Source organism: Natronincola ferrireducens, assembly GCF_900100845.1.
In the GTDB taxonomy this organism is placed as follows: Bacteria; Bacillota; Clostridia; order Peptostreptococcales; family Natronincolaceae; genus Natronincola_B; species Natronincola_B ferrireducens.
Genome location: NZ_FNFP01000003.1, coordinates 260,130 through 281,082 on the forward strand (window position 1 = coordinate 260,130; position 20,953 = coordinate 281,082).

General features: G+C 34.2%; 18 protein-coding genes and 1 other annotated feature. Of the genes, 16 read left to right on the top strand and 2 right to left on the bottom strand.

The annotated features are described in order from the left end of the window. Nucleotides 1-127 precede the first annotated feature (127 nt). From pheT to BLS22_RS09540, 6 genes are all read left to right on the top strand, one after another. Nucleotides 128-2,521, top strand: coding sequence for a phenylalanine--tRNA ligase subunit beta (gene pheT / locus BLS22_RS09510; RefSeq protein ID WP_090553502.1), 2,394 nt, complete (start codon nt 128-130; stop codon nt 2,519-2,521). A gap of 266 nt (nt 2,522-2,787) precedes the next feature. After that, the gene (gene zapA / locus BLS22_RS09515) at nt 2,788-3,357 is read left to right on the top strand and encodes a cell division protein ZapA (protein WP_090553503.1); all 570 of its coding nucleotides are present in this window, start codon (nt 2,788-2,790) and stop codon (nt 3,355-3,357) included. Nucleotides 3,358-3,463: 106 nt separating this feature from the next. Further along, a complete protein-coding gene (locus BLS22_RS09520) occupies nt 3,464-5,923 on the top strand; it encodes a U32 family peptidase (RefSeq protein WP_090553504.1) in 2,460 nt (819 codons plus the stop codon). 65 nt (nt 5,924-5,988) lie between these two features. Continuing rightward, nucleotides 5,989-6,200: a binding site (T-box leader), on the top strand. 50 nt (nt 6,201-6,250) lie between these two features. Then, complete coding sequence (tyrS, locus tag BLS22_RS09530) at nt 6,251-7,477, top strand: tyrosine--tRNA ligase (protein WP_090553506.1); 1,227 nt, start codon at nt 6,251-6,253, stop codon at nt 7,475-7,477. Nucleotides 7,478-7,641: 164 nt separating this feature from the next. Then, a complete protein-coding gene (locus BLS22_RS09535) occupies nt 7,642-8,937 on the top strand; it encodes an HD-GYP domain-containing protein (RefSeq protein WP_090553507.1) in 1,296 nt (431 codons plus the stop codon). Further along, nucleotides 8,930-10,240 (top strand): glycoside hydrolase family 3 protein, encoded by a 1,311-nt coding sequence (locus tag BLS22_RS09540; RefSeq protein ID WP_090553508.1) that lies wholly within the window; start codon nt 8,930-8,932, stop codon nt 10,238-10,240. Before BLS22_RS09535 ends, BLS22_RS09540 begins: the two co-directional genes overlap by 8 nt. 178 nt (nt 10,241-10,418) lie before the next feature. Here BLS22_RS09540 and BLS22_RS09545 read toward each other — a convergent pair whose 3' ends face one another. Further along, on the bottom strand, nt 10,419-11,315 hold the full coding sequence (locus BLS22_RS09545) for a nucleoside hydrolase (RefSeq protein ID WP_090553509.1): 897 nt from the start codon (nt 11,313-11,315) through the stop codon (nt 10,419-10,421). Nucleotides 11,316-11,623: 308 nt separating this feature from the next. Here BLS22_RS09545 and BLS22_RS09550 point away from each other — a divergent pair, with 308 nt between their 5' ends. The 10 genes from BLS22_RS09550 to BLS22_RS09595 are packed head-to-tail and all read left to right on the top strand — an operon-like array spanning nt 11,624 to nt 19,520. Beyond that, nucleotides 11,624-12,319: a YeeE/YedE thiosulfate transporter family protein gene (locus tag BLS22_RS09550; RefSeq protein ID WP_090553510.1), complete on the top strand. Its 696-nt coding sequence runs from the start codon at nt 11,624-11,626 to the stop codon at nt 12,317-12,319. Between the two features lie 16 nt (nt 12,320-12,335). Further along, nucleotides 12,336-12,563: a sulfurtransferase TusA family protein gene (locus BLS22_RS09555; RefSeq protein ID WP_090553511.1), complete on the top strand. Its 228-nt coding sequence runs from the start codon at nt 12,336-12,338 to the stop codon at nt 12,561-12,563. 32 nt (nt 12,564-12,595) lie between these two features. After that, nucleotides 12,596-13,120, top strand: a complete 525-nt coding sequence (locus BLS22_RS09560; protein WP_090553586.1) for a YeeE/YedE thiosulfate transporter family protein — start codon at nt 12,596-12,598, stop codon at nt 13,118-13,120. Nucleotides 13,121-13,151: 31 nt separating this feature from the next. Continuing rightward, on the top strand, nt 13,152-14,381 hold the full coding sequence (locus BLS22_RS09565; RefSeq protein ID WP_090553512.1) for an ABC transporter substrate-binding protein: 1,230 nt from the start codon (nt 13,152-13,154) through the stop codon (nt 14,379-14,381). A gap of 3 nt (nt 14,382-14,384) precedes the next feature. Further along, on the top strand, nt 14,385-15,260 hold the full coding sequence (locus tag BLS22_RS09570; RefSeq protein WP_330386502.1) for an ABC transporter permease: 876 nt from the start codon (nt 14,385-14,387) through the stop codon (nt 15,258-15,260). Nucleotides 15,261-15,264: 4 nt separating this feature from the next. Then, the gene (locus BLS22_RS09575) at nt 15,265-16,074 is read left to right on the top strand and encodes an ABC transporter permease (protein WP_090553513.1); all 810 of its coding nucleotides are present in this window, start codon (nt 15,265-15,267) and stop codon (nt 16,072-16,074) included. A 45-nt stretch (nt 16,075-16,119) separates the two neighbouring features. Further along, the gene (locus tag BLS22_RS09580; RefSeq protein WP_090553514.1) at nt 16,120-17,145 is read left to right on the top strand and encodes an ABC transporter ATP-binding protein; all 1,026 of its coding nucleotides are present in this window, start codon (nt 16,120-16,122) and stop codon (nt 17,143-17,145) included. Nucleotides 17,146-17,156: 11 nt separating this feature from the next. Beyond that, nucleotides 17,157-17,831 carry a TIGR04283 family arsenosugar biosynthesis glycosyltransferase gene (locus BLS22_RS09585; RefSeq protein ID WP_090553515.1) on the top strand — a complete coding sequence of 225 codons (675 nt, stop codon included), beginning with the start codon at nt 17,157-17,159 and terminating at the stop codon, nt 17,829-17,831. Further along, nucleotides 17,831-18,538 carry a TIGR04282 family arsenosugar biosynthesis glycosyltransferase gene (locus BLS22_RS09590; RefSeq protein WP_090553516.1) on the top strand — a complete coding sequence of 236 codons (708 nt, stop codon included), beginning with the start codon at nt 17,831-17,833 and terminating at the stop codon, nt 18,536-18,538. Before BLS22_RS09585 ends, BLS22_RS09590 begins: the two co-directional genes overlap by 1 nt. Beyond that, nucleotides 18,513-19,520: a phosphotransferase gene (locus tag BLS22_RS09595; RefSeq protein WP_090553517.1), complete on the top strand. Its 1,008-nt coding sequence runs from the start codon at nt 18,513-18,515 to the stop codon at nt 19,518-19,520. The genes BLS22_RS09590 and BLS22_RS09595 overlap by 26 nt, the downstream gene beginning before the upstream one ends. A 110-nt stretch (nt 19,521-19,630) precedes the next feature. Here the strand turns inward: BLS22_RS09595 and BLS22_RS09600 are convergent, their stop codons facing one another. After that, nucleotides 19,631-20,530 carry a LysR family transcriptional regulator gene (locus tag BLS22_RS09600; protein ID WP_090553518.1) on the bottom strand — a complete coding sequence of 300 codons (900 nt, stop codon included), beginning with the start codon at nt 20,528-20,530 and terminating at the stop codon, nt 19,631-19,633. Between the last annotated feature and the right edge of the window lie 423 nt (nt 20,531-20,953).

Sequence of the window (20,953 nt, forward strand, 5' to 3'; positions counted from 1 at the left end):
AAGATATTGAGGGATTGTCACTCTGAGCTGACAGAAGTCAAGAATTCATAGAATGTGAAAATCAACAATAGCGTTTAACAGAGATTTAATAAAAAATAGCATAGAAGAAAGAAGGAGGATTTTACTTATGTTGGTACCCATAGAATGGCTAAAACAGTATGTTAATATAAATATGGAAACAAAAGAACTTTGTGATAGAATGACGATGTCTGGTTCAAAGGTGGAAGAAGTTAAAAAAATAGGTATTGGTATTAAAGGGGTTGTAATTGGTGTGATCGAGGAAATTGCCCCCCATCCCAATGCTGATAAGCTAGTTGTTACGAAAGTAAATGTTGGCAATGAAAAACTACAAATTGTAACAGGAGCCACCAATATAACTGTAGGAGATTATGTGCCTGTAGCTTTAAATGGCGCTAACCTTCCTGGAGGTGTAAAAATAAAGAGGGGTAAGCTTAGAGGAGAGGCTTCTGAAGGAATGCTTATTTCTCAAGATGAACTAGGAATATCTAAATCTGTAATACCTGAAGATATGAAGGATGGTATTTGGATATTAGATCAGCAATATCCCTTAGGAGAAAATTTTGTAAAGGCTATTAACCTGGAAGATGAAATAATAGAGTTTGAAATAACCTCCAATAGACCAGATTGCTTAAGTATGATTGGTATAGCTAGAGAAGTGGCTGCCACCATTGGTTCAACATTAAGATATCCTGAAGTTAATGTGTCGGAAGTCCAAGAAGAGGCATCAGCAAAAGCTAAGGTTATTATAGAAGACACTGAGGGTTGTCAGAGATATGTTGCTAGAGTGATAGAAGATGTTGTTATAAAACCATCTCCCCAATGGATGCAGAAAAGGTTAGCAAAAGCAGGAATAAGACCTATTAATAATATTGTAGATATAACAAATTATGTTATGCTGGAATATGGTCAACCTCTCCATGCCTTTGATATGGACTATGTTGATAACAATACAATTGTTGTAAAAAAAGCCACTAATGATGAAACTTTTAAAACCTTAGATGGTATTGAAAGAAAATTAAAGGATTCTATGACCATGATATGTGATACAAACAAAACTTTAGCAATTGCTGGGGTAATGGGTGGTGAAGAATCAGAGATTACAAATGATACAAAAAATATTTTATTAGAATCAGCTTATTTTAATCCAGAAGCAACACGATTAACATCAAAACAGCTGGGTCTGAGAACAGAGGCTTCTGCACGATTTGAAAAGGGTCAGGACCCTAACATTGCAAGATTAGCTGCTGATAGGGCTTGCCAATTGATAGAAGAATTAGGGGCAGGAAAGATTTTAAGAGGGGCTGTAGATGTTTATCCAGTGGGAAAAAAGGCTATTGAAAGAAATATTCGACCTCAACGAATTAATGATCTATTAGGCACTGAGCTTACCAATGAAGAAATGATAAATATTTTGAAAACCTTAGAAATAACAGCAGAGGATAAAGGGAATACATTAGTAGTGACAGTTCCTACTTATCGTATTGACCTAGATCAAGAAGCAGATTTTGTAGAAGAAATAGGACGAATATTTGGGTATGACCGCATCCCTGCAACGATGGCAAAGGGTAGTATTGTTGCTGGAAGAAAAACAAATGGTCAAATTATCGAAGATATTACAAAAGAAGCATTAAATGCTATGGGACTAAATGAAGTATTAACCTATTCCTTTATTAGCCCTAAAAGTGCTGATAAAATTAGATTAGGGGAGAATAGTATTAAGCGAAACTTCATCACACTGTTAAACCCTCTTGGAGATGAGACAAGTGTTATGAGAACTAGCTTACTCCCAAATTTGCTGGAGGTTATGGCAAGGAACTTTAATAGAAAGGTAGAAGGATTTAGAGGATTTGAATTAGGAAGAATTTTTATTTCTAAACCAGATGGTTCCAAAAAATTACCTCATGAGTTATTAAATGTAGTAATTGGTATGTATGGGGAAGAAGATTTCTTTACCTTAAAGGGTGTAGTAGAGGGTTTGTTAGAAAGACTAGGAATCAAAGGCCATAGCTATCAAGTAGAAAAACATCATCCGACCTTCCATCCAGGTAGATGTGGAAACATAATTTACGGTGAACAGATGATTGGAATTTTGGGAGAAATTCATCCAGAGGTTATGGAAAACTATGGAATAAACAAAAAGTGTTATTGTGCTGAATTAGATTTTGAATTACTTTTACAATTAACTAGATTGGATACTATGTATGAACCACTACCTAAATACCCTGCTATTACTAGAGATTTTGCTGTAGTAGTGAAGGAAGATACCTTGGTACAGGAGATAGAAGATATTATCCTGAAAAATGGTGGAGAAATGTTAGAAAGCTATAAACTCTTTGATGTTTATCAAGGAAACCAAGTGGCTGAAGGCTATAAGAGTGTAGCTTATACATTAACCTATAGACATAAGAACCGAACCTTGAAGGATGAAGAAGTAAATACAGTACATGAGAAGATTTTAGTAAACATCAAAGAAATCCTAGGGGGAACCTTAAGAGATTAATAGAAAATGCAAACTATGGAGTCATAATATTCCATAGTTTGTCTTTTTTAATCAATAGCCATTATAAAATTTATGGAATTTTGTAGAATTTATAAATTCAATTATTTGTTTCAACATAGACGTTCTTTGAAAGGTAAATCTTTTTAAAACACTGTTTTATAATAAAAAATATATTTTTCTTATAATTTCTTGAAGGATATTGTTCTTTTATACAGAAATCATATATAATACTTAATTGCATAAGTCCAGTAAGGGGTTGATTTACTATGGAGAAAAAGAATAAGGTTACAGTTAAAATAAATGGACAAGATTATCCTATTGCAGGGGCAGAGCCTAAGGATTATTTATTAAAGGTTGGAAGCTTTGTTGATGAACAAATGGATGAAGTAGCAAAGCACAATAACAAATTAAGCACATCTATGATTGCGGTATTAACCTCCATTAATATAGCAGATCAGTTTTTGAAGCTACAAGCCCATGTTGATACAGTAAAAAGAGAGCACACTGACCCCTTAAACGAATTAGAAGAATTAAAAGACCAATATACTTTTGTTGCAAGGGAGTTAGAAGAAAAAAAGGAAGGTCTACAGTTTTTACAAAATCAAGTAGAAGAGTTGATTAGCTACAAAGAAAGGCTAGAGGCAGAAAGAATAGACCTTGAAGAAAAATTAATAAGTAAAGAAGAAGACTTGTCTAAAGCTGAGACAATTATCAATGACCTTCAAAATAAGCTCTTTGAAAACCAAATCAAGCTGGTTCAACTGCGGAAGGATTTAGAGGAATATGTAAACACTACAGAGGTTACTTCCAAAATAAAAAGCCACAAGCATAAGTAAGAAAATGAAATTTTTTTAAAAGTAGTGATATAATAATATTGCTACTTTTTATTTTGCAAAAGATATTTATTTTTATAAACATAAATAGGAAAGGTTGTTATGATTTATGAAGAAAGTAGAATTGTTGGCACCTGCAGGCTCCTATGAGGCTTTTGTGGCAGCGGTGCAAAATGGGGCAGATGCAGTTTATTTGGGGGGAAGGGTTTTTAGTGCTAGGGCCTATGCTTCAAACTTTGATATTCCTGCTTTAGAGGAAGCGATAGAATATGCCCATATTCGAGGCGTGAAGGTTTATGTTACTATCAATACACTGATCAAGGATACGGAGATGAAAGAACTATTACAATATGTATCTAGCTTATATCAAATCGGGGTAGATGCTGTTATTGTACAGGATTTAGGTGTAGTAAAAATCCTAAGGGATTATTTTCCACACCTAGAAATCCATTGTAGCACCCAAATGACGCTACACAATAGTTTGGGTATCCAACTACTATACGAGATGGGGGTAAAACGAGTAGTTTTAGCTAGGGAGCTGTCTTTAGGAGATATACAAAGAATTCATAGGAACTCTCCCGTGGAATTGGAGGTATTTATCCATGGTGCCCTATGCTATAGTTATTCAGGGCAATGTCTTATGAGTAGTTTTATAGGAGGTCGTAGTGGCAATCGGGGACGATGTGCACAACCCTGTAGAAAACCCTATGAGATTTTGTCATTAGATAAAAACAACAGTAGAGGATCAGCCCTATATTATTTAAGTATGAGGGATTTAAATACTTTAGGGAAGGTTGGAGAAATAATCGAAAGTGGTGTTACATCTTTTAAGATAGAAGGAAGAATGAAAAAACCTCAATATGTGGTATCTATTGTAAATGCTTACAGAAGGGCAATAGATGCTTATCTACTTTATAAAGAAAAGTTAAAGGATAAAGAAATAGAAAAACAGATAACTCAGGTGTTTAATCGTAAATTTACTGAGGGATATATCTTAAATCCTTTTAAAAAAGAAAAATTGAATATAGACAAGCCAAATAATAGGGGCTTATTTCTGGGGAAGGTAGAGGAATATGATAGTAGAAAAATGAGGATGCGACTGAAACTGGCTGAGGACATTAGGCAGGGAGATGGTATTGAGATTTGGGGTGATATAAGAGATAGAACTGGAGGGATTATCAATAAGCTGTTTTTATACAATAAGCTAACCCATGAAGCAAAGGCAGGGGAAGTAGTAGAAATTCAGCTGGAGGGTAATATCAAAAAAGGTGATGAGGTATATAAAACATTAGATCTACAGCTAATGAAGACTTTAGAAAAATCCTACAATAAAAATGTAGAAAATAGAAAAGTAAAACTCTATGGACAAGTAAAGCTATATTATGGCATGCCATTAAAGCTCTATATTTGGGATGAAGAGGGGAATAATATCTATAAGGAAAGTCTAGAACCCGTAGAAAAAGCTCAAAAGGTAGCCTTAACAAAAGAAAAAATTAGAGAAAGCTTAGGAAAACTAGGTAACACCCCCTTTGAGTTAATGGATATGAAGGTTGACTTAGAGGATAACACTGCCCTATCTCTTTCCATCATCAATAAGGTTCGACGGGATGCAATAGAAGAACTAATCAATCTTAGAAAAAACAAAGGGAAAAGAAAATATATATCGAACAAAAAAGAAATATTTTGTCCTACATTTTTAAAATTAAAGAGGGAAAAAAATGATCAAGTTACTATACCAAAACTATCAATAAAAGTAGATACATTAGAACAATTAAAGGCAGCACTTGAAGAAAAGATAGATAGGGTGTATTATGGAAACATAGAAGCTCTTCAAGAAGCCATAGAACTATGTAGAGCTAAAGAAGTAGAAATATTTTTCAGAAGTCCTTCTATCATTAAGGATGAGGAAAACGAAGGAATCCAAGAAGTCCTACAAAATCATAGGATAGATGGGATTTTGGCTGGAGAGTTGGGGATGATAGATTTTACTAAAAACACTTTAGGTAAAACTGTCATAGCTGATACTTCATTAAATACGCTGAATAGTAACACTATAGGTTTTTTGCAAGAATTAGGGGCAAATGGAGTTACTCTTTCAACAGAGTTAGATTTAAAAAATATAAAGGAATTGAAGGTCCATAGAAGCTTAGAAGTAGAGATTGTTGTTTACGGAAAGTTATTAGTAATGATAACAGAAACCTGTCCATTGGTTAGTGTTAATCAGTGTCATCATCATTGTGAAAAGTGTAAAGAAGAAGTGTATCACTATAAGTGGGGTTTGAAGGATGAGAAGGGCATTATTTTTCCCTTTACTAAAGATTATTTAGGTAAAACAATTATAGTCAATGCCAAGCCTTTGTATATGATGGATAAAATTAACGATTTAATGGATATTAGGCTTACTTCCTACAGACTAGAATTTACTGATGAAAAGCCCAAAGATGTCATTAGGATTATTAAGGAGTATAGAAAAAGCATAGAAGTCCTTTTACAAGGAGGAGATTTAGTAAAACCTCCTTCAAAGTCAGAAGGTTTTACCAGGGGTCATTATTATCGAGGGGTAGAATAATTTTTTTATTGTAGTCCTTGACAGATATAGGACATTATAATAATATAGGTAAAAATAATATTTTGTTGTTAACGATGAAAGAGTCAGTAACACTTTATGGTTACAATTCAGAGAGCAGACTGGCAGGTGAAAAGTCTGTAGTACATAAAGGGGTGAATTACACTCTGGAGTTTCAATGGGAAACTATTGCGGCTGTCAACCGATATTTTGACTAAGAGACATCTAACTGGGTTAGATGTAAATTAAGGTGGTACCACGGGTCTTCTTCGTCCTTATGTGATGAGTAGACTCTTTTATTTTTTGAAAAAATTATTAGGAGGTTTTATTATGGAAAATGTATTTGATATTTTAAAGGAACGGGGTTTTATACAACAGGCAACCCATGAAAATGAAATAAGAGAGCTTTTAGGAAAAGAGTCCGTCACTTTTTATATAGGCTTTGATCCTACTGCCGACAGCCTACACGTAGGACATTTTCTTCAAGTAATAGCTATGGCCCATATGCAAAGAGCTGGTCATAAACCAATTTTTTTAGTTGGTGGAGGTACCGCTATGGTAGGAGATCCTTCTGGTAGAACTGATATGCGTCAAATGCTAACTCAGGATGATATTATGCATAATGGAAATAGGTTCATAGAGCAAACCAAAGGATTCTTAGATTTTTCTGAGGATAAGGGTATATTAGTAAATAACGCAGATTGGTTAATGGACTTACAATATATACCTTTCTTAAGGGAAATAGGCAAACACTTCTCTGTTAATAGAATGTTATCGGCAGAGTGCTTCAAAAGTCGTATGGAAAAGGGGCTATCTTTTTTAGAGTTTAACTACATGATTATGCAATCCTATGACTTTTTAGAACTATTTAGAAGACATGGTTGTAGGTTGCAGCTTGGGGGGGATGATCAATGGTCCAATATTATCGCTGGAGCTGATCTTGTCCGTAGAGTTGAAGGTGAAGCCGCTTATGGTATGACCTTTACTCTATTGACCACCAGCGAAGGTAAAAAAATGGGTAAAACCCAGTCAGGAGCCATATGGTTAGATGCAGAAAAAACATCCCCCTTTGAATTTTTCCAATACTGGAGAAATGTAGATGATAGAGATGTAGAAAAATGTCTATCACTACTTACCTTTATACCTATGGATGAGGTAAAAAGATTAGGTGCATTAGAGGGTGCTGAAATCAACAGGGCTAAGGAGATATTAGCCTTTGAAGTAACAAAGCTGGTTCATGGAGAGGAGGAAGCGAAAAAGGCTCAAGAAGCAGCCCGTGCCTTATTTAGTGGAGGTACTTCGGCAGAAGCAATGCCTACCACAGAGATGGACAGGAGACGATTTGAAGAAGGATTGGATATTCTAACATTATTAGTAGAGACGGGTCTAGTATCCTCTAAATCTGAAGGAAGACGTCTTGTACAACAGGGGGGAATCTCTATTGAGGATAATAAAGTACAAGACTTAAATTATGTGGTTACAACAAAGGAGTTTGAAAATGATAATATTATTATTAAAAAAGGTAAAAAGGTGTATCATCAAGTAAAGCTTACTTAGTTCCCTTACTAATGAGCAACTGATTTTATAGTATATAAAGCTTAAAGGTTTTTGGGAAAAGATCTATCCATATTTTGGATGGATCTTTTTTATGGTATAATACTATTGTAATATTTGGACATATATAGAAAAATAGCAAACTAAAACTTTCTTGAGGTGAAAAGATGACGGATAAAATTTTTAACAAAATATCTTTTTTTGACTTGGCCTTAACCCTATCAAATGCAGTGGACTTAATTAGCCCTGACTTATACAATCATCAAAAACAAGTGGCCTACATAGCTTCTTGTATAGGAAAGGAATTAAACCTACCCTCCATCAACACTAATAATTTAATCATAGCTGGTTTATTACATGATGTTGGAGGATTGACCCTTAAAGATAGACTGGAAGCATTAGCCTTTGAAGCTCAGAATCCCTATAGACATGCTGAAATTGGTTATCTTTTGTTAAGAAATCTCGAAGAGTTTCAAGAAGTTGCAAAAATAATTAAGTATCATCACTTACCGTGGGAAAATGGAAAGGGAAAGGAATTTCAGGGGGAAACAGTACCCATGGAAAGTCATATTATTCATTTAGGGGATCGAATCGCTGTTTCAATAAAAAAGAATCCAGGAATTATAACCCAAGCAAAAACAATCAGTGCTCTTGTTGAAGATAAATACCATAATATGTTTCATCCAGAAATACTAGAAGCCTTTAGAAGACTAAAAATAAAAGAAAGTTTTTGGCTAGATATTATCTCTTCTAATATTGAAAATAAACTTAGGTGTATGGGAAAAGAAGATAGTTGGATATTGGACTTAGAAAAATTGCTGGAGGTTACCCAAGTTTTTGCACATATTATTGATTTTAGAAGTAGGTTTACTTCTGTACATAGTAGTGGCGTGGCAATAGTTGCTGAAGCATTAGCAAAAACCCTTCATTGGACAGAAGAAGAGTCCACAAAACTAAAGATTGCAGGCTATTTACATGATATAGGCAAACTAGCTATTCCCAAAGAAATATTAGAAAAACCTGATAAACTTACAGAAGAAGAATTTAATATTATGAAAACCCATACCTATTATAGCTATCATTTATTAAATAATGTTGAAGGATTAAAAGAAATTAATGAATATGCGTCCTTCCATCATGAAAGAATAAATGGGCAAGGTTATCCTTTTCATATTACAGGACAGGCTTTATCGGAGGGGGCTAGAATCATGGGGGTTGCAGATGTTTTTACAGCTATTACAGAAAATAGACCCTATAGAAGAGGAATGACCTCCAAAAGGGCAATAGAAGTTTTAGAAAAGATGGGGAAAGAAGAAGTACTAGATGCCAATATAGTATCTATACTTAAGGAGCACTACTATCAAATAAATGAGAAGAGGTTATTAGCCCAACAGGAGGCCTTCTATCAATATCAAAACTTTACATCGGAAATTGCTAAGGTAAGGAGTCAATATTATGAATAAAAAATACATTTATATGCTATTATTTATCTTTATCCTTTTAGATTTAGTAGGCTGTAGTAATATCGCTGCAGAAAAAGCCCCTACTATAGAAACACATTTGGAGAAATACCAACAATATAAACAAAAAGAATTAGTTGATAGAGAAGAAGATATTAACGAGGAAGACAAAAAAAAGATACTTATTGAAAAATATATACAAGAAATGACTGTGGAAGAAAAGATTGGTCAAGTGTTCATGGAGGCTTTTCGCTACAATAAAAATAATAAACCAATTACATCTTTAGATAAGGAGGTTATAGTAACTCTTGAAACCTATCAACTTGGTGGCATTATCTTTTTTGCAGAAAATATTGATACAATAGAGCAAACTCAAAACCTAATTCGGGCTATGCAGGAGATAAGTAAAATTCCATTATTTATAGCTATTGATGAGGAGGGAGGACTAGTAAGTCGGTTGAATAGCAGTCCCAATATGCCTGCTACAAGATTACCTGGCAACAAGGCATTAGGAGATACGGGAGATGTAGAGCTGGCTTATAAAATTGGTAGACTGTTGGGTCGTGAATTAGCTTCATTAGGTTTTAATATGAATTTAGCTCCCGTTGCAGATGTAAACACCAATCCTAAAAATCCTGTTATAGGAAACCGTTCCTTTGGCAGGGATCCCTATAAGGTGGGGGAAATGGTGGCCAATATGGCAAGGGGAATACAGGAGGAAAACATTAGTGCAGTAGTCAAACATTTTCCAGGTCATGGAGATACTTCCTTTGACACCCATGAGAGGGCTGTTACCCTTCACCATGATAGAGATAGGTTAGAAAGTGTTGAATTTCTTCCTTTTAAAAGAAGCATTAAAGAGGATGTAGACGGTGTTATGTTAGCACATATTAAAGTGCCCCACCTTACTTCAAAACCTTTGCCCGCCACCCTTTCAAAGGAAATAGTAACAGATATATTGAGGGAGGATCTGCAACACGAAAAACTGATTATTACAGATGCTTTAGAAATGGCGGCTATAGCAAGGTATTGGTCTCCTGGAGAAGCAGCTGTCCTGGCATTTGAAGCAGGGGCTGATATACTATTGATGCCAGAATCCCTAGAGGAGGCCTATGGAGCACTATTAAATGCCGTAGGGCAGGGAAGAATTACAGAGGAAAGATTAAATGCCTCCATAAAGCGGATTTTAACAGTAAAACATGAACGGGGTGTTTTAGAGGCTGTAGATAGAGAATTAATACCGGAGAAGGTATTAGGTTCTCAGGAGCATCAAGAGCTTATTAAACAAATTAAGGACAGTAAGTAACAGTTACTCCCTATGGATTAACTGCAAATAATATTATTAGCATCCTTTTTTACGCTGTCAACCAACAAAGCTTATTTAAGCACATAAAATAAATTTATCATACCTCCACTGATAGTAACCATTATGAAGGGAAAACGATAAAGTCATCAATAAATAAGAGTAGGGATAGAATTTTTTCTTATCCCCTATCAGTATTCAAAAAGATATCTGCATTTTCCCAGCTGTTAAAAACCACTTCATTAAAGATGTTTATATCTTGAATTTTAGTAGGAACATTAACCCTGTAGCTATTAGAAGCTAGAGTATCTACTTTTAAAAAACCTCTTTTTAAATCCTGCGGCAACGAGATAATAGGAAGAGAATTTTCAACAAAAATTTCTGGATGATTTATATAGACAGCTGCTACAACATCCCAATTATAAAATCCTTCTATACCAAACTCCTCCATAATAAATTCAAACCAAGGTAATGTTTTTTCTTTAATATATTGATAAATTTTAATAGAGGGGTTTTCCATTAATCTTTTATATTCATCTCTTCCAAAAAAGGCCTGTAGACAAATATGCCCTGTTAAGACAGTAACTTTGGCACCAGAACTTAAAACATGATAGGAGGCTTCCGGATCAGAGGCAAAGTTTAATTCATCTAAATTTTTTCCATTAATAACGAGGGGTTCTGTAATTCCTCCCATTAATACAATTTCCTTAACATAGCTAAAAAACTTATTATCTAATTGATAGGCACCATATAAATTTGTAAGGGATCCTGTAGCCAGTAATGTTATCTCACCAGGATTATTTTTAACGGTCTCTAATAAAAAGATTGAAGCATCACTTTGGCGATTCCTTGGAGATGCAGCACCTTTATGAAGGGGAATATGCTGTAGATTTAACTCTTGAAACATTTCTATTGTATTGCTATGAACAATATCAATCGTACTGTTACCAAAAGTAGTAGTAACTCCCAAAATATTTATATCTTTTCTACCTAGGAGATATAGTAGGGTCAATCCATCATCTACATCTCTATTGGGCACACCCATTGTATTATCACAATCAAATATTACCTTTTTCATGTCTTCAGCTCCTATAGAAAAATTTTATTATATCCTTATATACCTATAGTTTTTTTCGCTTTATATAAAATTCCAGTTACATTGTAACAAAAAAATTGCTATGATGAAATAGATAAAAAAATGATAAATTTGAAACAATGAATAGGACACTTGAAAAACCTAGGTTTATGACATCGGTTTAATAAGTATAAAATATTGTTATCCACTATAAAGCTACTCTATAAGAAAATAAGAAAAACTATTATATAATAATAGTAGGTAGAGTTTGACTATTTTTTAACATTAACGTTCCTCTAAGGAGTGAGAAAATGACAAGTAAGGCTATACAAGAATTGAAGCAAAAAAGGCAGGGTAAATTTAAAAAGAAAAATAGTCAAGTGTCCTATGGAATAATTTGTATAATTGCAGCTGTTGCAATATACAGTATTTTTTTACAAAACAATTCTAATCAGAGTATTTTTTGGATTATAGGTATATTATTAGGTATCACCTTGCAAAGATCAAGACTTTGTTTTGCTGCTAGCTTTAGGGATCCTGTATTGGTTGGAAGCACCAACATTTTAAAAGCAATATTGATAGCTCTGATTGTTTCCACCATAGGCTTTGTTGCTATTGAGTATGGAACCGTTGGAGATAGTGGGGACTTGGATAAAATTAAAACTATGGGACAGGTATACCCAGTAGGCATACACACAGCTATAGGAGCAATTTTATTCGGCGTAGGTATGGTTATAGCTGGGGGATGCGCCAGTGGATTTCTTATGAGAATAGGAGAAGGTTTTCTATTACAATTGGTAGTATTATTTGGATTTCTTGTAGGTGCTCTTTTGGGAACATGGCAATTTGAATTTTGGGATAAAGCTTTGATTTCGAAATCTCCTACGATTTTTATACCAGATTATGTAGGGTTTCCTGTTGCAGTAGTTGGACAAATAGCAATACTACTACTTTTATATTTTTTAGCTGATTGGTATGATAAAAAAAACAATATTATGTCTATGTAGCATAGGAGGAAGAAAAATGGCAGAATTTAGACTGGACTGTTTATACGAGGCATGTCCCATCCCATTGTTAAAAGCCCATAAAAAATTACAGCAAATGAAGGTGGGAGATGTATTGATTTTAGAAACAGACCATAATTGTTCTATAAAAAACGTAGTGGATTGGGTGAAAAAACAAGGTCATCATGTGGATTATATTGAGATCAATGAAGGAGAATGGGAGATTTTTATTGAGAAGGTAAAGTAAGTTTTTAAAAATAATGTTTGGAGGAGAACATGGTGAAGCTTTATGAAAAAGTTTTTAAAAAGCCTTGGCCTTATATAACGGGTGGTGTTGTTCTAGCGTTATTAAATAGCCTTTTGTTTTTCCTAACAGGAAGAATGTGGAGGGTAACAAATGGAATCGTATCTATTGGTGCATATATATTGGAAACTTTAGGATTTCAACCATCTGAGTGGTATTATTTTAGTGTTTATAGAAGTATAGATTTTAAAGATGGTGAAACCTTTTTAACCAACCCATATATTTTATTAAATACAGCTATTATTCTAGGGGCTTTAATATCCACCCTATTGGCATCGGAATTTAAATGGAAAAGAATAAAAAATAAAAAACAACTTTCTTTTGCCCTCATGGGTGGCATTATGATGGGTTATGCTACTAGACTAAGCTTTGGCTGTAATATTGGAGGCTACTTCAGTGCCATACCTTCACTTTCCCTGCATGGATGGATATTTGCAATTTTTATGTTTATAGGTGCTTGGATAGGTTCTAAAATATTAATAAAATACATTTTAGATTAGTGAAAAAATCAATTAACTAAGGAGGAAAAACATGAAAAAAACGATGGTATTAGTTATTGTTTTCATTCTTATATTAAATTTAACAGGCTGTGGTCAAAGCAACCCGGTAGCAGGAGAAGATGTTTTAGAATCAAGCTGGGAAGCGATTTTAGAAGAGATCAAAGGCACGGAGGTGAGCTTCTACGGATGGGGTGGGAGTCAAATGACCAATGATTGGATTGATCAATATTTAGCTGTACAGTTAAAAGAAAAATACGATATCACTTTAAATAGAGTACCAATGAACATTGATGAGATTTTAAATAAGCTGTTGGGGGAAAAACAATTAAATACCTCAGGAACCATTGATGTTGTTTGGATTAATGGCGAAAATTTTTATACAGCGAAAACCAATGAGCTATTATACGGACCTTTTGTAGAAAAACTACCAAACTTTGAAAAATATGTTGATACAGAGTCCATAGAAGTAAAATATGATTTTGGATTTCCTGTAGAAGGATATGAAGCTCCTTATGGAAAGGCTCAATTGGTTATGATTTATGACAAAGCAAGGGTAGAGTTTGTACCTAGAAACCATGAGGAACTGATGGAATTAATAAAAAATAATCCCGCACAATTTACTTATCCAGCCCCCCCGGATTTTACTGGGAGTGCTTTTGTTCGAAATATTATTTACGATATTGTAGGATATGAACAGTTTGTCACGATGGAGGCAGATAAGGAAATTATTTCTAACGCAATTCAACCGGCGATGGACTATTTAGTAGAGTTAAAACCTTATTTATGGAGAGGGGGAGAAACTTACCCTGCAACCATTGCTCAGCTAGATAATATGTTTGCTGATCAAGAAGTATTTATGAGTGTAAGCTACCATCCTAATTCAGCGGGAGGGAAAATTTTGACAGGTGAGTTTCCTTCAACCACCAATACCTTTGTATTTGATAAGGGAACTATAGGAAACACTCACTTTCTAGCTATTCCCTTCAATGCTCCCAATAAGGCTGGAGCATTAGCTGTTATTGATTTTATCTTAAGTGTAGAAGCTCAGGCCTCAAAGTATGATCCGAAAAATTGGGGAGATCTTCCAGTGTTAGATAATAGCAAGTTGAATAATGAGGAAAGAAAAACCTTTGATGCCATTGACTTAGCTCCTGGAGCTTTACCACAAGACATACTTCTTAACCACAGGGTTCCAGAAATGCCAGCCAATTTTGTGCCTATTATTGAAGAGATTTGGGAAGAAAATGTATTAGGAAGATAAAGGGTGAAGAAAAAATTGAATCATAAACTTAAACCATATCTTATGCTAATGCCAGCTATGATTATTATTTTAGGGATATTTGTAGCTGGTCTTACCCTAGGTCTGCTCCAAAGCTTAGGCTATTTTCCAGCAGTAGGTCTACGGGAGATTACATTAAAGTACTATAAAGAAGTTATTATGGATGAAGGATTTTTATCCTCCTTAAAATTCAGTCTATGGATTGCGTTTATGTCCTCGCTTCTTTCGGTGGTTATAGGTGTGCTATTAGCTTACTCTATTGTTGTCAGTAAATATAAAAAAGGATTAGAGGAAATAGTTTATAAATTACCTATCATTGTTCCCCATGCTGTGGCAGCGTTACTGATCTATACTTTGTTGTCTCAAAGTGGAATTTTGCCAAGATTTTTATATAGCGTAGGCATTATTCAAGAGCAGTTTCAGTTTCCAGCCCTTTTATTTGATAGAAACGGCATCGGGATTATTTTTGCTTATGTATGGAAGGGAACTCCATTTATTGCAATGGTAGTGTATACAGTATTGAGCAATATTAATGAAAAATTGCAGGATGTAGCTATGAACTTAGGAGCAAATAAGAGGCAAGTATTTTTGCATGTATTATTACCCTTAATCATGCCTTCTGTTTTATCCTCCTTTATTATTATATTTGCCTTTTCCTTTGGAGCATTTGAAGTGCCTTATTTATTAGGTCCTACAAATCCAAGGGCTTTACCAGTAAAAGCCTTTATAGAGTATACACATCCTGATTGGACTAATCGTCCTTATACCATGACCATCAACATGATTTTAACAGCACTATCTCTTTTGTTTATTTGGATTTATCATAAAACAGTTAAATATATTTCTAAGTATGATGGGTGAGAAAATGAAAAAAACTACAAACATATTTTTTGATATTATGATGTATAGTATTATCTTTTTATTAGTGTTTCCCCTACTAAACCTAGTGATATGGAGCTTTGCTAAAAATTGGCCTTGGCCCTATTTGCTACCTCAAGAACTAGGGCTAAGAGGTATACTCCACCTTCTGGGACCCTCCAGCAGGGCTTTGAAAAATCTTCTATTCAGCATATATTTATCTATGGTAGTAACAATAATTACATTGCTTTTAAGTATACCTGCTGCAAAAGCTCTAGGGGTATATAAGTTTAGAGGAAAAGAATTCTTTAAAATCCTTATATTAGCACCAATTATTGTACCACCTGTTGCAGTAGCTTTGGGAATCCATTTAACTTTTATTCGGTTAGGACTAGCCAATACCTTTTGGGGAGTTGTTTTAGTTCACCTTATACCCTGCTTGCCCTATGGTATTAGAATTCTTACCAATGTCTTTGAAATCATTGGAGAATCAATGGAAATGCAGGCTAGAGTTCTAGGCGCTACCCCATGGCAGACCTTTACTTATGTTACTCTTCCCTTGATTGCTCCAGGTTTAGTATCGGCAGGGAGTCTTGTATTTATTGTCTCCTTTAGTCAATACTTCTTGACCTTTCTTATTGGAGGGGGGAGAGTGATTACCTTTGCTATGATGATGTTTCCCTATATACAAAGTGGTGATCGCATGATGGCATCCGTCTATAGTTTAGTATTTGTTGCAGCTACATTAGTTGTATTAATCCTTATGGAGAAGGTAATTAAATCCTACTATGGAGCAAAAAATTATTTTTACTTATAAATGAGTCATAAAAAACAGTAGAATCCATAAAAGGAGATATAAAGAATGTCAGAAATCTTATTAAGTGGAATATCCAAGGATTTTAATAATAAAAAAGTGCTAAAGGGAATTAATTTATCTGTACAGGAGGGACAAATGATTTCCCTATTAGGCCCTTCTGGATGTGGAAAAACCACTACCCTTAAAGTCATTGCTGGATTAATTGAGCCAGATGGGGGAGATATCTTAATGAAGGGTCAATCCATATTAAGCACACCTATTGAAAAAAGAGGCACAGTTATTGTATTTCAAGATTATTTGCTTTTTCCTCATTTAACCATAAGGCAGAATATAGGCTTTGGCTTAAAAATGGCAAAGGCAGATAAGAATTATAGGGAAGATAAAGTACAGGAAATGCTTGACCTAATGGAACTGAAGGGTCAAGAAGAAAAATATCCTAATCAATTATCTGGAGGACAGAAACAAAGAGTTGCCCTTGCTAGGGCCTTGGCAGTAGAGCCCAAGGTACTCTTGTTAGATGAGCCCTTTTCTAATCTTGATTTAAGGTTAAGGGAAACGATGAGGGAATTTATTTGTAGTCTCCAAAAAAAATTAAATATTACTACAATTTTAGTTACCCATGATAAAGAAGAGGCATTGATGATCTCTGATAAAATTGCAGTCATGTTGGAGGGAGAAATCAAACAATTTGGAAGTCCAGTAGACCTCTATGAAAATCCTGTTTCAGAGGAAGTGGCAAATTTCTTTGGAGAGGCCAATTATCTTACCGGCACCATAGAAAAGGGATACTTTAATAGTAGCATAGGAAAATTTCAAACCCACATAAACCACCATAGCTCTGTTAGAGCTATGATTCGTCCGGAGAAAATTGAAATTTCTTCCCAAATGTATAAGACAGGCATTAAGGGTACAGTCATTAAAAAAAGATATGCAGGGGATAGGGTACACTATAGAATTTTATTAAAGGATATAGAATTAAAGTGTATTGCCGCGACAAAGGAGATTTTTCATATAGGTCAAGAGGTTTCATTAAATATTAATGGGAATAACATCGTATTTTATGAAGGATGAAGGTGATAAAGATGATATCCATTATTATACCGGTGTTAAATGAAGAAAAAAATATTTATCACCTTCTAAAGGAACTGCACACTTTAAAGGGGGATAAGGAAATAATTGTTGCAGATGGGGGTAGTGAAGATCAAACAAGGGAGATTGCCTCAAAGTATGCTACGGTTATTTCCAGTGGTAAAGGAAGAGGACTCCAAATGAATAAAGGGGCCAGTATAGCTAGGGGAGAGGGGTTGTGGTTTCTTCATTCAGATAGTGTTATAGTCGGTGACGCCATCCAGCAGATCGAAAATACTATTAAGGAAGGCTATATCGGTGGAGGATTTTCTCTGTATTTTCATGACTACCCCACTGCTTTTATGAAATTTGTATCCATTACTTCAAATTGGCGAGCTAAATATTTAGGCTTATATTATGGGGATCAAGGAATATTTATTAAAAAAGAGGTTTTTCACCATATAGGAGGATATCCTGAAATTGCCATTATGGAGGATTGGGAGATAGGAAAAAAATTAAGGGAAATTGGGAAAATGAAGATGCTACAAAGCCCCATAGGAACTTCTGGCAGAAGATTTAAGCAGGGGGGGCAATTAAAAACCCTTCTATTGATGCATAAAATCAAAGTGTTGTATACTTTAGGGGTGGCCCCTGCTAAGCTAGTGAAAATATATAGGGAGGCTAGATAATGAAGGCACTTATTTTGATGACAAGAATACCTATTCCTGGAAAGACGAAAACCCGATTAATGGAAATTTTATCAGGAAAACAATGTGCCGATATCCATAGATGTTTTCTCTTGGATTTATTTTATGTTTTTTCTATGCTAGAAAAGGATATTGATATATTTTTAACCTATACTCCTGATGACGCTATTCAAATTATCGACAATATTCTGCCTAAAGATATAGCCTGTTTTCCCCAAAAAGGTACAAAATTAGGGGAAAAAATGGCAAATGCTATAGAAGAATTATTAAGAAAAGGCTATAAAAAAGTTCTTCTTATGGGGTCTGATATACCTGAAATACAGCCACAACATATCCAAGAAGCTTATAGTGTCTTAGAAAACAATGATATATGCCTAGGCCCCACCTTCGATGGAGGATATTACCTTGTTGGAATGAAGAAAATTCATAGGGAAATATTTAATGATAGCTTAAAGTGGGGGAATAAATCGGTTTTAGAGGGAACAATAGATATTATTAATGGATTGGGGCTACAGGTGGGCTTGATAGAAAAACACAGAGATATAGATACAAAGGAGGATTTAGCAGCCTTGACTAAAAAAATTAATTTAGGGGTTTTTCAGAATAAAATAGCTCCTCAACATACAATACAATTTATTAAAAATTGCTGGAGTGATGAAAACTATGCTAAAAAACAAGCTAAAGTCTAAAATACAAGAATATTTATTAGCCCATAATACCCCAATAAAAAAATTTCAACAAAATAATAAGCTGGAAGTAGATTTTTTGGCCCAAGGGGAGTACAATATTAATTTCACCATAAAAATGGGTAACAAAAAATATGTTTTTCGTGTGAATACCAGTAGCCAATTGGAGCTAGAAAATCAAATCCAATATGAGTACAATGCGCTAAAGGCACTGGAGATCAGTGGTGTAACCCCAAAAGTATATTATGTGGATGATAGTAAAAACTACTTGGACTACGGTGTTTTAATAATGGAGTTTCTTGAAGGAAGGCCATTGGAGTATCAAAAGGATTTAAATAAAGCTGCTAAGATTTTTGGTAGAATCCATTCTCTTACTACAAATAGTGTAAAAAATAACCCTTTTATTTTAGAAGAAAATATTTTTTCCGATAGAATAGTAGAGGGCAAAAGATTATTGAAGAATTATCTACAATCTCCAATTGTTGATAAAGAACTAAGAGCCTTCTTTAATAAATTTATAGAATGGGCTGAAAAAAATAGCTACAAGGAAAAATATTTTATAGATAACAAATGGCATGTTATTAACAATACTGAGGTTAACTCCCATAACTTCATTATAGGAGAGGAAAGAAGTTATTTAATAGATTGGGAAAAACCGGTTATTAGTGATCCTTGTCAGGATTTGACCCAATTTTTAGCCATCACCACCACCCTGTGGAAGACAGAAACCATATTAAGTAAAGAAGAGAAGGAGATTTTCTTTAAAACCTATATTGCAAACCTACAAGAAGGGGATAAAGACATTCGTGAAAGGGTACACTTGTATACTCCCTATCTATATTTAAGAGCTTTATCCTGGTGCGCCTATGCATGGCTTGAATATCAAAACCCTGATAAAGATATTAAAAATATGGATACCTTTAGAAAAATAAAATCCTATTTAGATATAAACTTTATGGAAAATCTACTTAGAGAATATAAATAAGCACACCTATGGGGTGTGCTTAAACTATGGGCTTTAACCTGTTGAAGCTCCTTCGTTATTTCTAAAATTACATTACCTTATGTATATTAGTATAATCTATCATATTAATATTAACAAAATCCACGCTTTGAGGATTTAATAAATTTAATAAACTCCATTTCATGGGGACTTAAGACGTGGTCCTTTCTATAGACTACATAAAAGTCAGAAATAACCTCTAGGCCTTCAACGTCAATTTTTTTCAGAATACCATCTTTTAATTCTCTTTTTATAGATAATTCTGGAATAAAGGAAATCCCTTTTCCTGCAATAACAGAGGATTTGATGGCCTCCATTGAATTCAACTCATAAATAATATTTAGATCATCCACAGATATTCCATGGGTTTCAAGGGTATCTAAAATACATTGCCTTGTGCCTGAACCCCCCTCCCTAAAGATAAGAGGTATATGGTCAAGCTCCTTAAGGGTTATAGTATTTTTCATTAAAGGAAGGGAAGTTACTAATAGCAAAGAATTATTGGTAATTTTCTCAATAGTCAATTGGTTAGTGTTCATACAATTGTAGCATCCATGGACAATACCAAGATTAATTGTTCTATCAAGAAGATTTTCAATAACATCTTTTGTATTACTAATTTCCAAGTGAATATTTACATCTTTATTATCCTGTTTATAAATATAGATACTACAGGGTAGAGCATATTCTCCTACAGCCTTACAAGACCCTATCAATAACTGTTTCTTATCACTGTTTAAGTTCAAAAGATCCCTTTCAATGTTTTCTTGAAGGGATAGAATTGTGTTGGCATAATCAAACACAATCTTACCGGCTTCTGTCAATTCTACACCTTTATTGCTACGATTCAGTAAACTAACCTGCAGATCTTTTTCAAGAGACTGTATCTGCATACTTAAGCCAGGTTGTGTCAAGTGGAGAACCTTTGCAGCCTTTGATATGCTATTTACCTTTACAGTTACATAAAAAGCCTTTAGATACTGAAGATTCATTTTATCACCTATTTATAATTATTTTTACTAGAATACTCCTAATAATTTATTATATCATATAAGGGTTTATCATACATAGACATACTTTCTTCATAACTACATAAAGTCATTTATAAACCTTCTATACCATTAGTTCTGTAGAGATCTATCCCTGTATTAATTCCTTATAAAATAGTCAGTTTGTCTTAATTAGTCTAGATGAAGATAATGAAATAGAGTTTTTCTTAAAGGAGTTATGGAATATAAATCGTTGAGCTAAATAGGTAGAAGTATAAAGTAACCCCCAACAACAACCCATTGTTAACAAAGAATTCCATTACTAAGTGTAAAAACAAATATAACGATATTACGTTAGTACCTATACTGAAAAGGACTATCATTCTTGATGTGCCTTATTTAGGAATAAAGAAGATTTGTAATTAA

What these genes read in the sequence shown, in the direction of transcription:
- BLS22_RS09520 (WP_090553504.1), top strand. Translation starts at nt 3,464, where the DNA reads ATGAAGAAAGTAGAATTGTTGGCACCTGCAGGCTCCTATGAGGCTTTT.
- pheT (WP_090553502.1), top strand. Translation starts at nt 128, where the DNA reads ATGTTGGTACCCATAGAATGGCTAAAACAGTATGTTAATATAAATATG.
- BLS22_RS09580 (WP_090553514.1), top strand. Translation starts at nt 16,120, where the DNA reads ATGTCAGAAATCTTATTAAGTGGAATATCCAAGGATTTTAATAATAAA.
- BLS22_RS09545 (WP_090553509.1), bottom strand. Translation starts at nt 11,315, where the DNA reads ATGAAAAAGGTAATATTTGATTGTGATAATACAATGGGTGTGCCCAAT.
- BLS22_RS09555 (WP_090553511.1), top strand. Translation starts at nt 12,336, where the DNA reads ATGGCAGAATTTAGACTGGACTGTTTATACGAGGCATGTCCCATCCCA.
- BLS22_RS09585 (WP_090553515.1), top strand. Translation starts at nt 17,157, where the DNA reads ATGATATCCATTATTATACCGGTGTTAAATGAAGAAAAAAATATTTAT.
- BLS22_RS09535 (WP_090553507.1), top strand. Translation starts at nt 7,642, where the DNA reads ATGACGGATAAAATTTTTAACAAAATATCTTTTTTTGACTTGGCCTTA.
- BLS22_RS09590 (WP_090553516.1), top strand. Translation starts at nt 17,831, where the DNA reads ATGAAGGCACTTATTTTGATGACAAGAATACCTATTCCTGGAAAGACG.
- BLS22_RS09565 (WP_090553512.1), top strand. Translation starts at nt 13,152, where the DNA reads ATGAAAAAAACGATGGTATTAGTTATTGTTTTCATTCTTATATTAAAT.
- tyrS (WP_090553506.1), top strand. Translation starts at nt 6,251, where the DNA reads ATGGAAAATGTATTTGATATTTTAAAGGAACGGGGTTTTATACAACAG.
- zapA (WP_090553503.1), top strand. Translation starts at nt 2,788, where the DNA reads ATGGAGAAAAAGAATAAGGTTACAGTTAAAATAAATGGACAAGATTAT.
- BLS22_RS09600 (WP_090553518.1), bottom strand. Translation starts at nt 20,530, where the DNA reads ATGAATCTTCAGTATCTAAAGGCTTTTTATGTAACTGTAAAGGTAAAT.
- BLS22_RS09575 (WP_090553513.1), top strand. Translation starts at nt 15,265, where the DNA reads ATGAAAAAAACTACAAACATATTTTTTGATATTATGATGTATAGTATT.
- BLS22_RS09595 (WP_090553517.1), top strand. Translation starts at nt 18,513, where the DNA reads ATGCTAAAAAACAAGCTAAAGTCTAAAATACAAGAATATTTATTAGCC.
- BLS22_RS09540 (WP_090553508.1), top strand. Translation starts at nt 8,930, where the DNA reads ATGAATAAAAAATACATTTATATGCTATTATTTATCTTTATCCTTTTA.
- BLS22_RS09550 (WP_090553510.1), top strand. Translation starts at nt 11,624, where the DNA reads ATGACAAGTAAGGCTATACAAGAATTGAAGCAAAAAAGGCAGGGTAAA.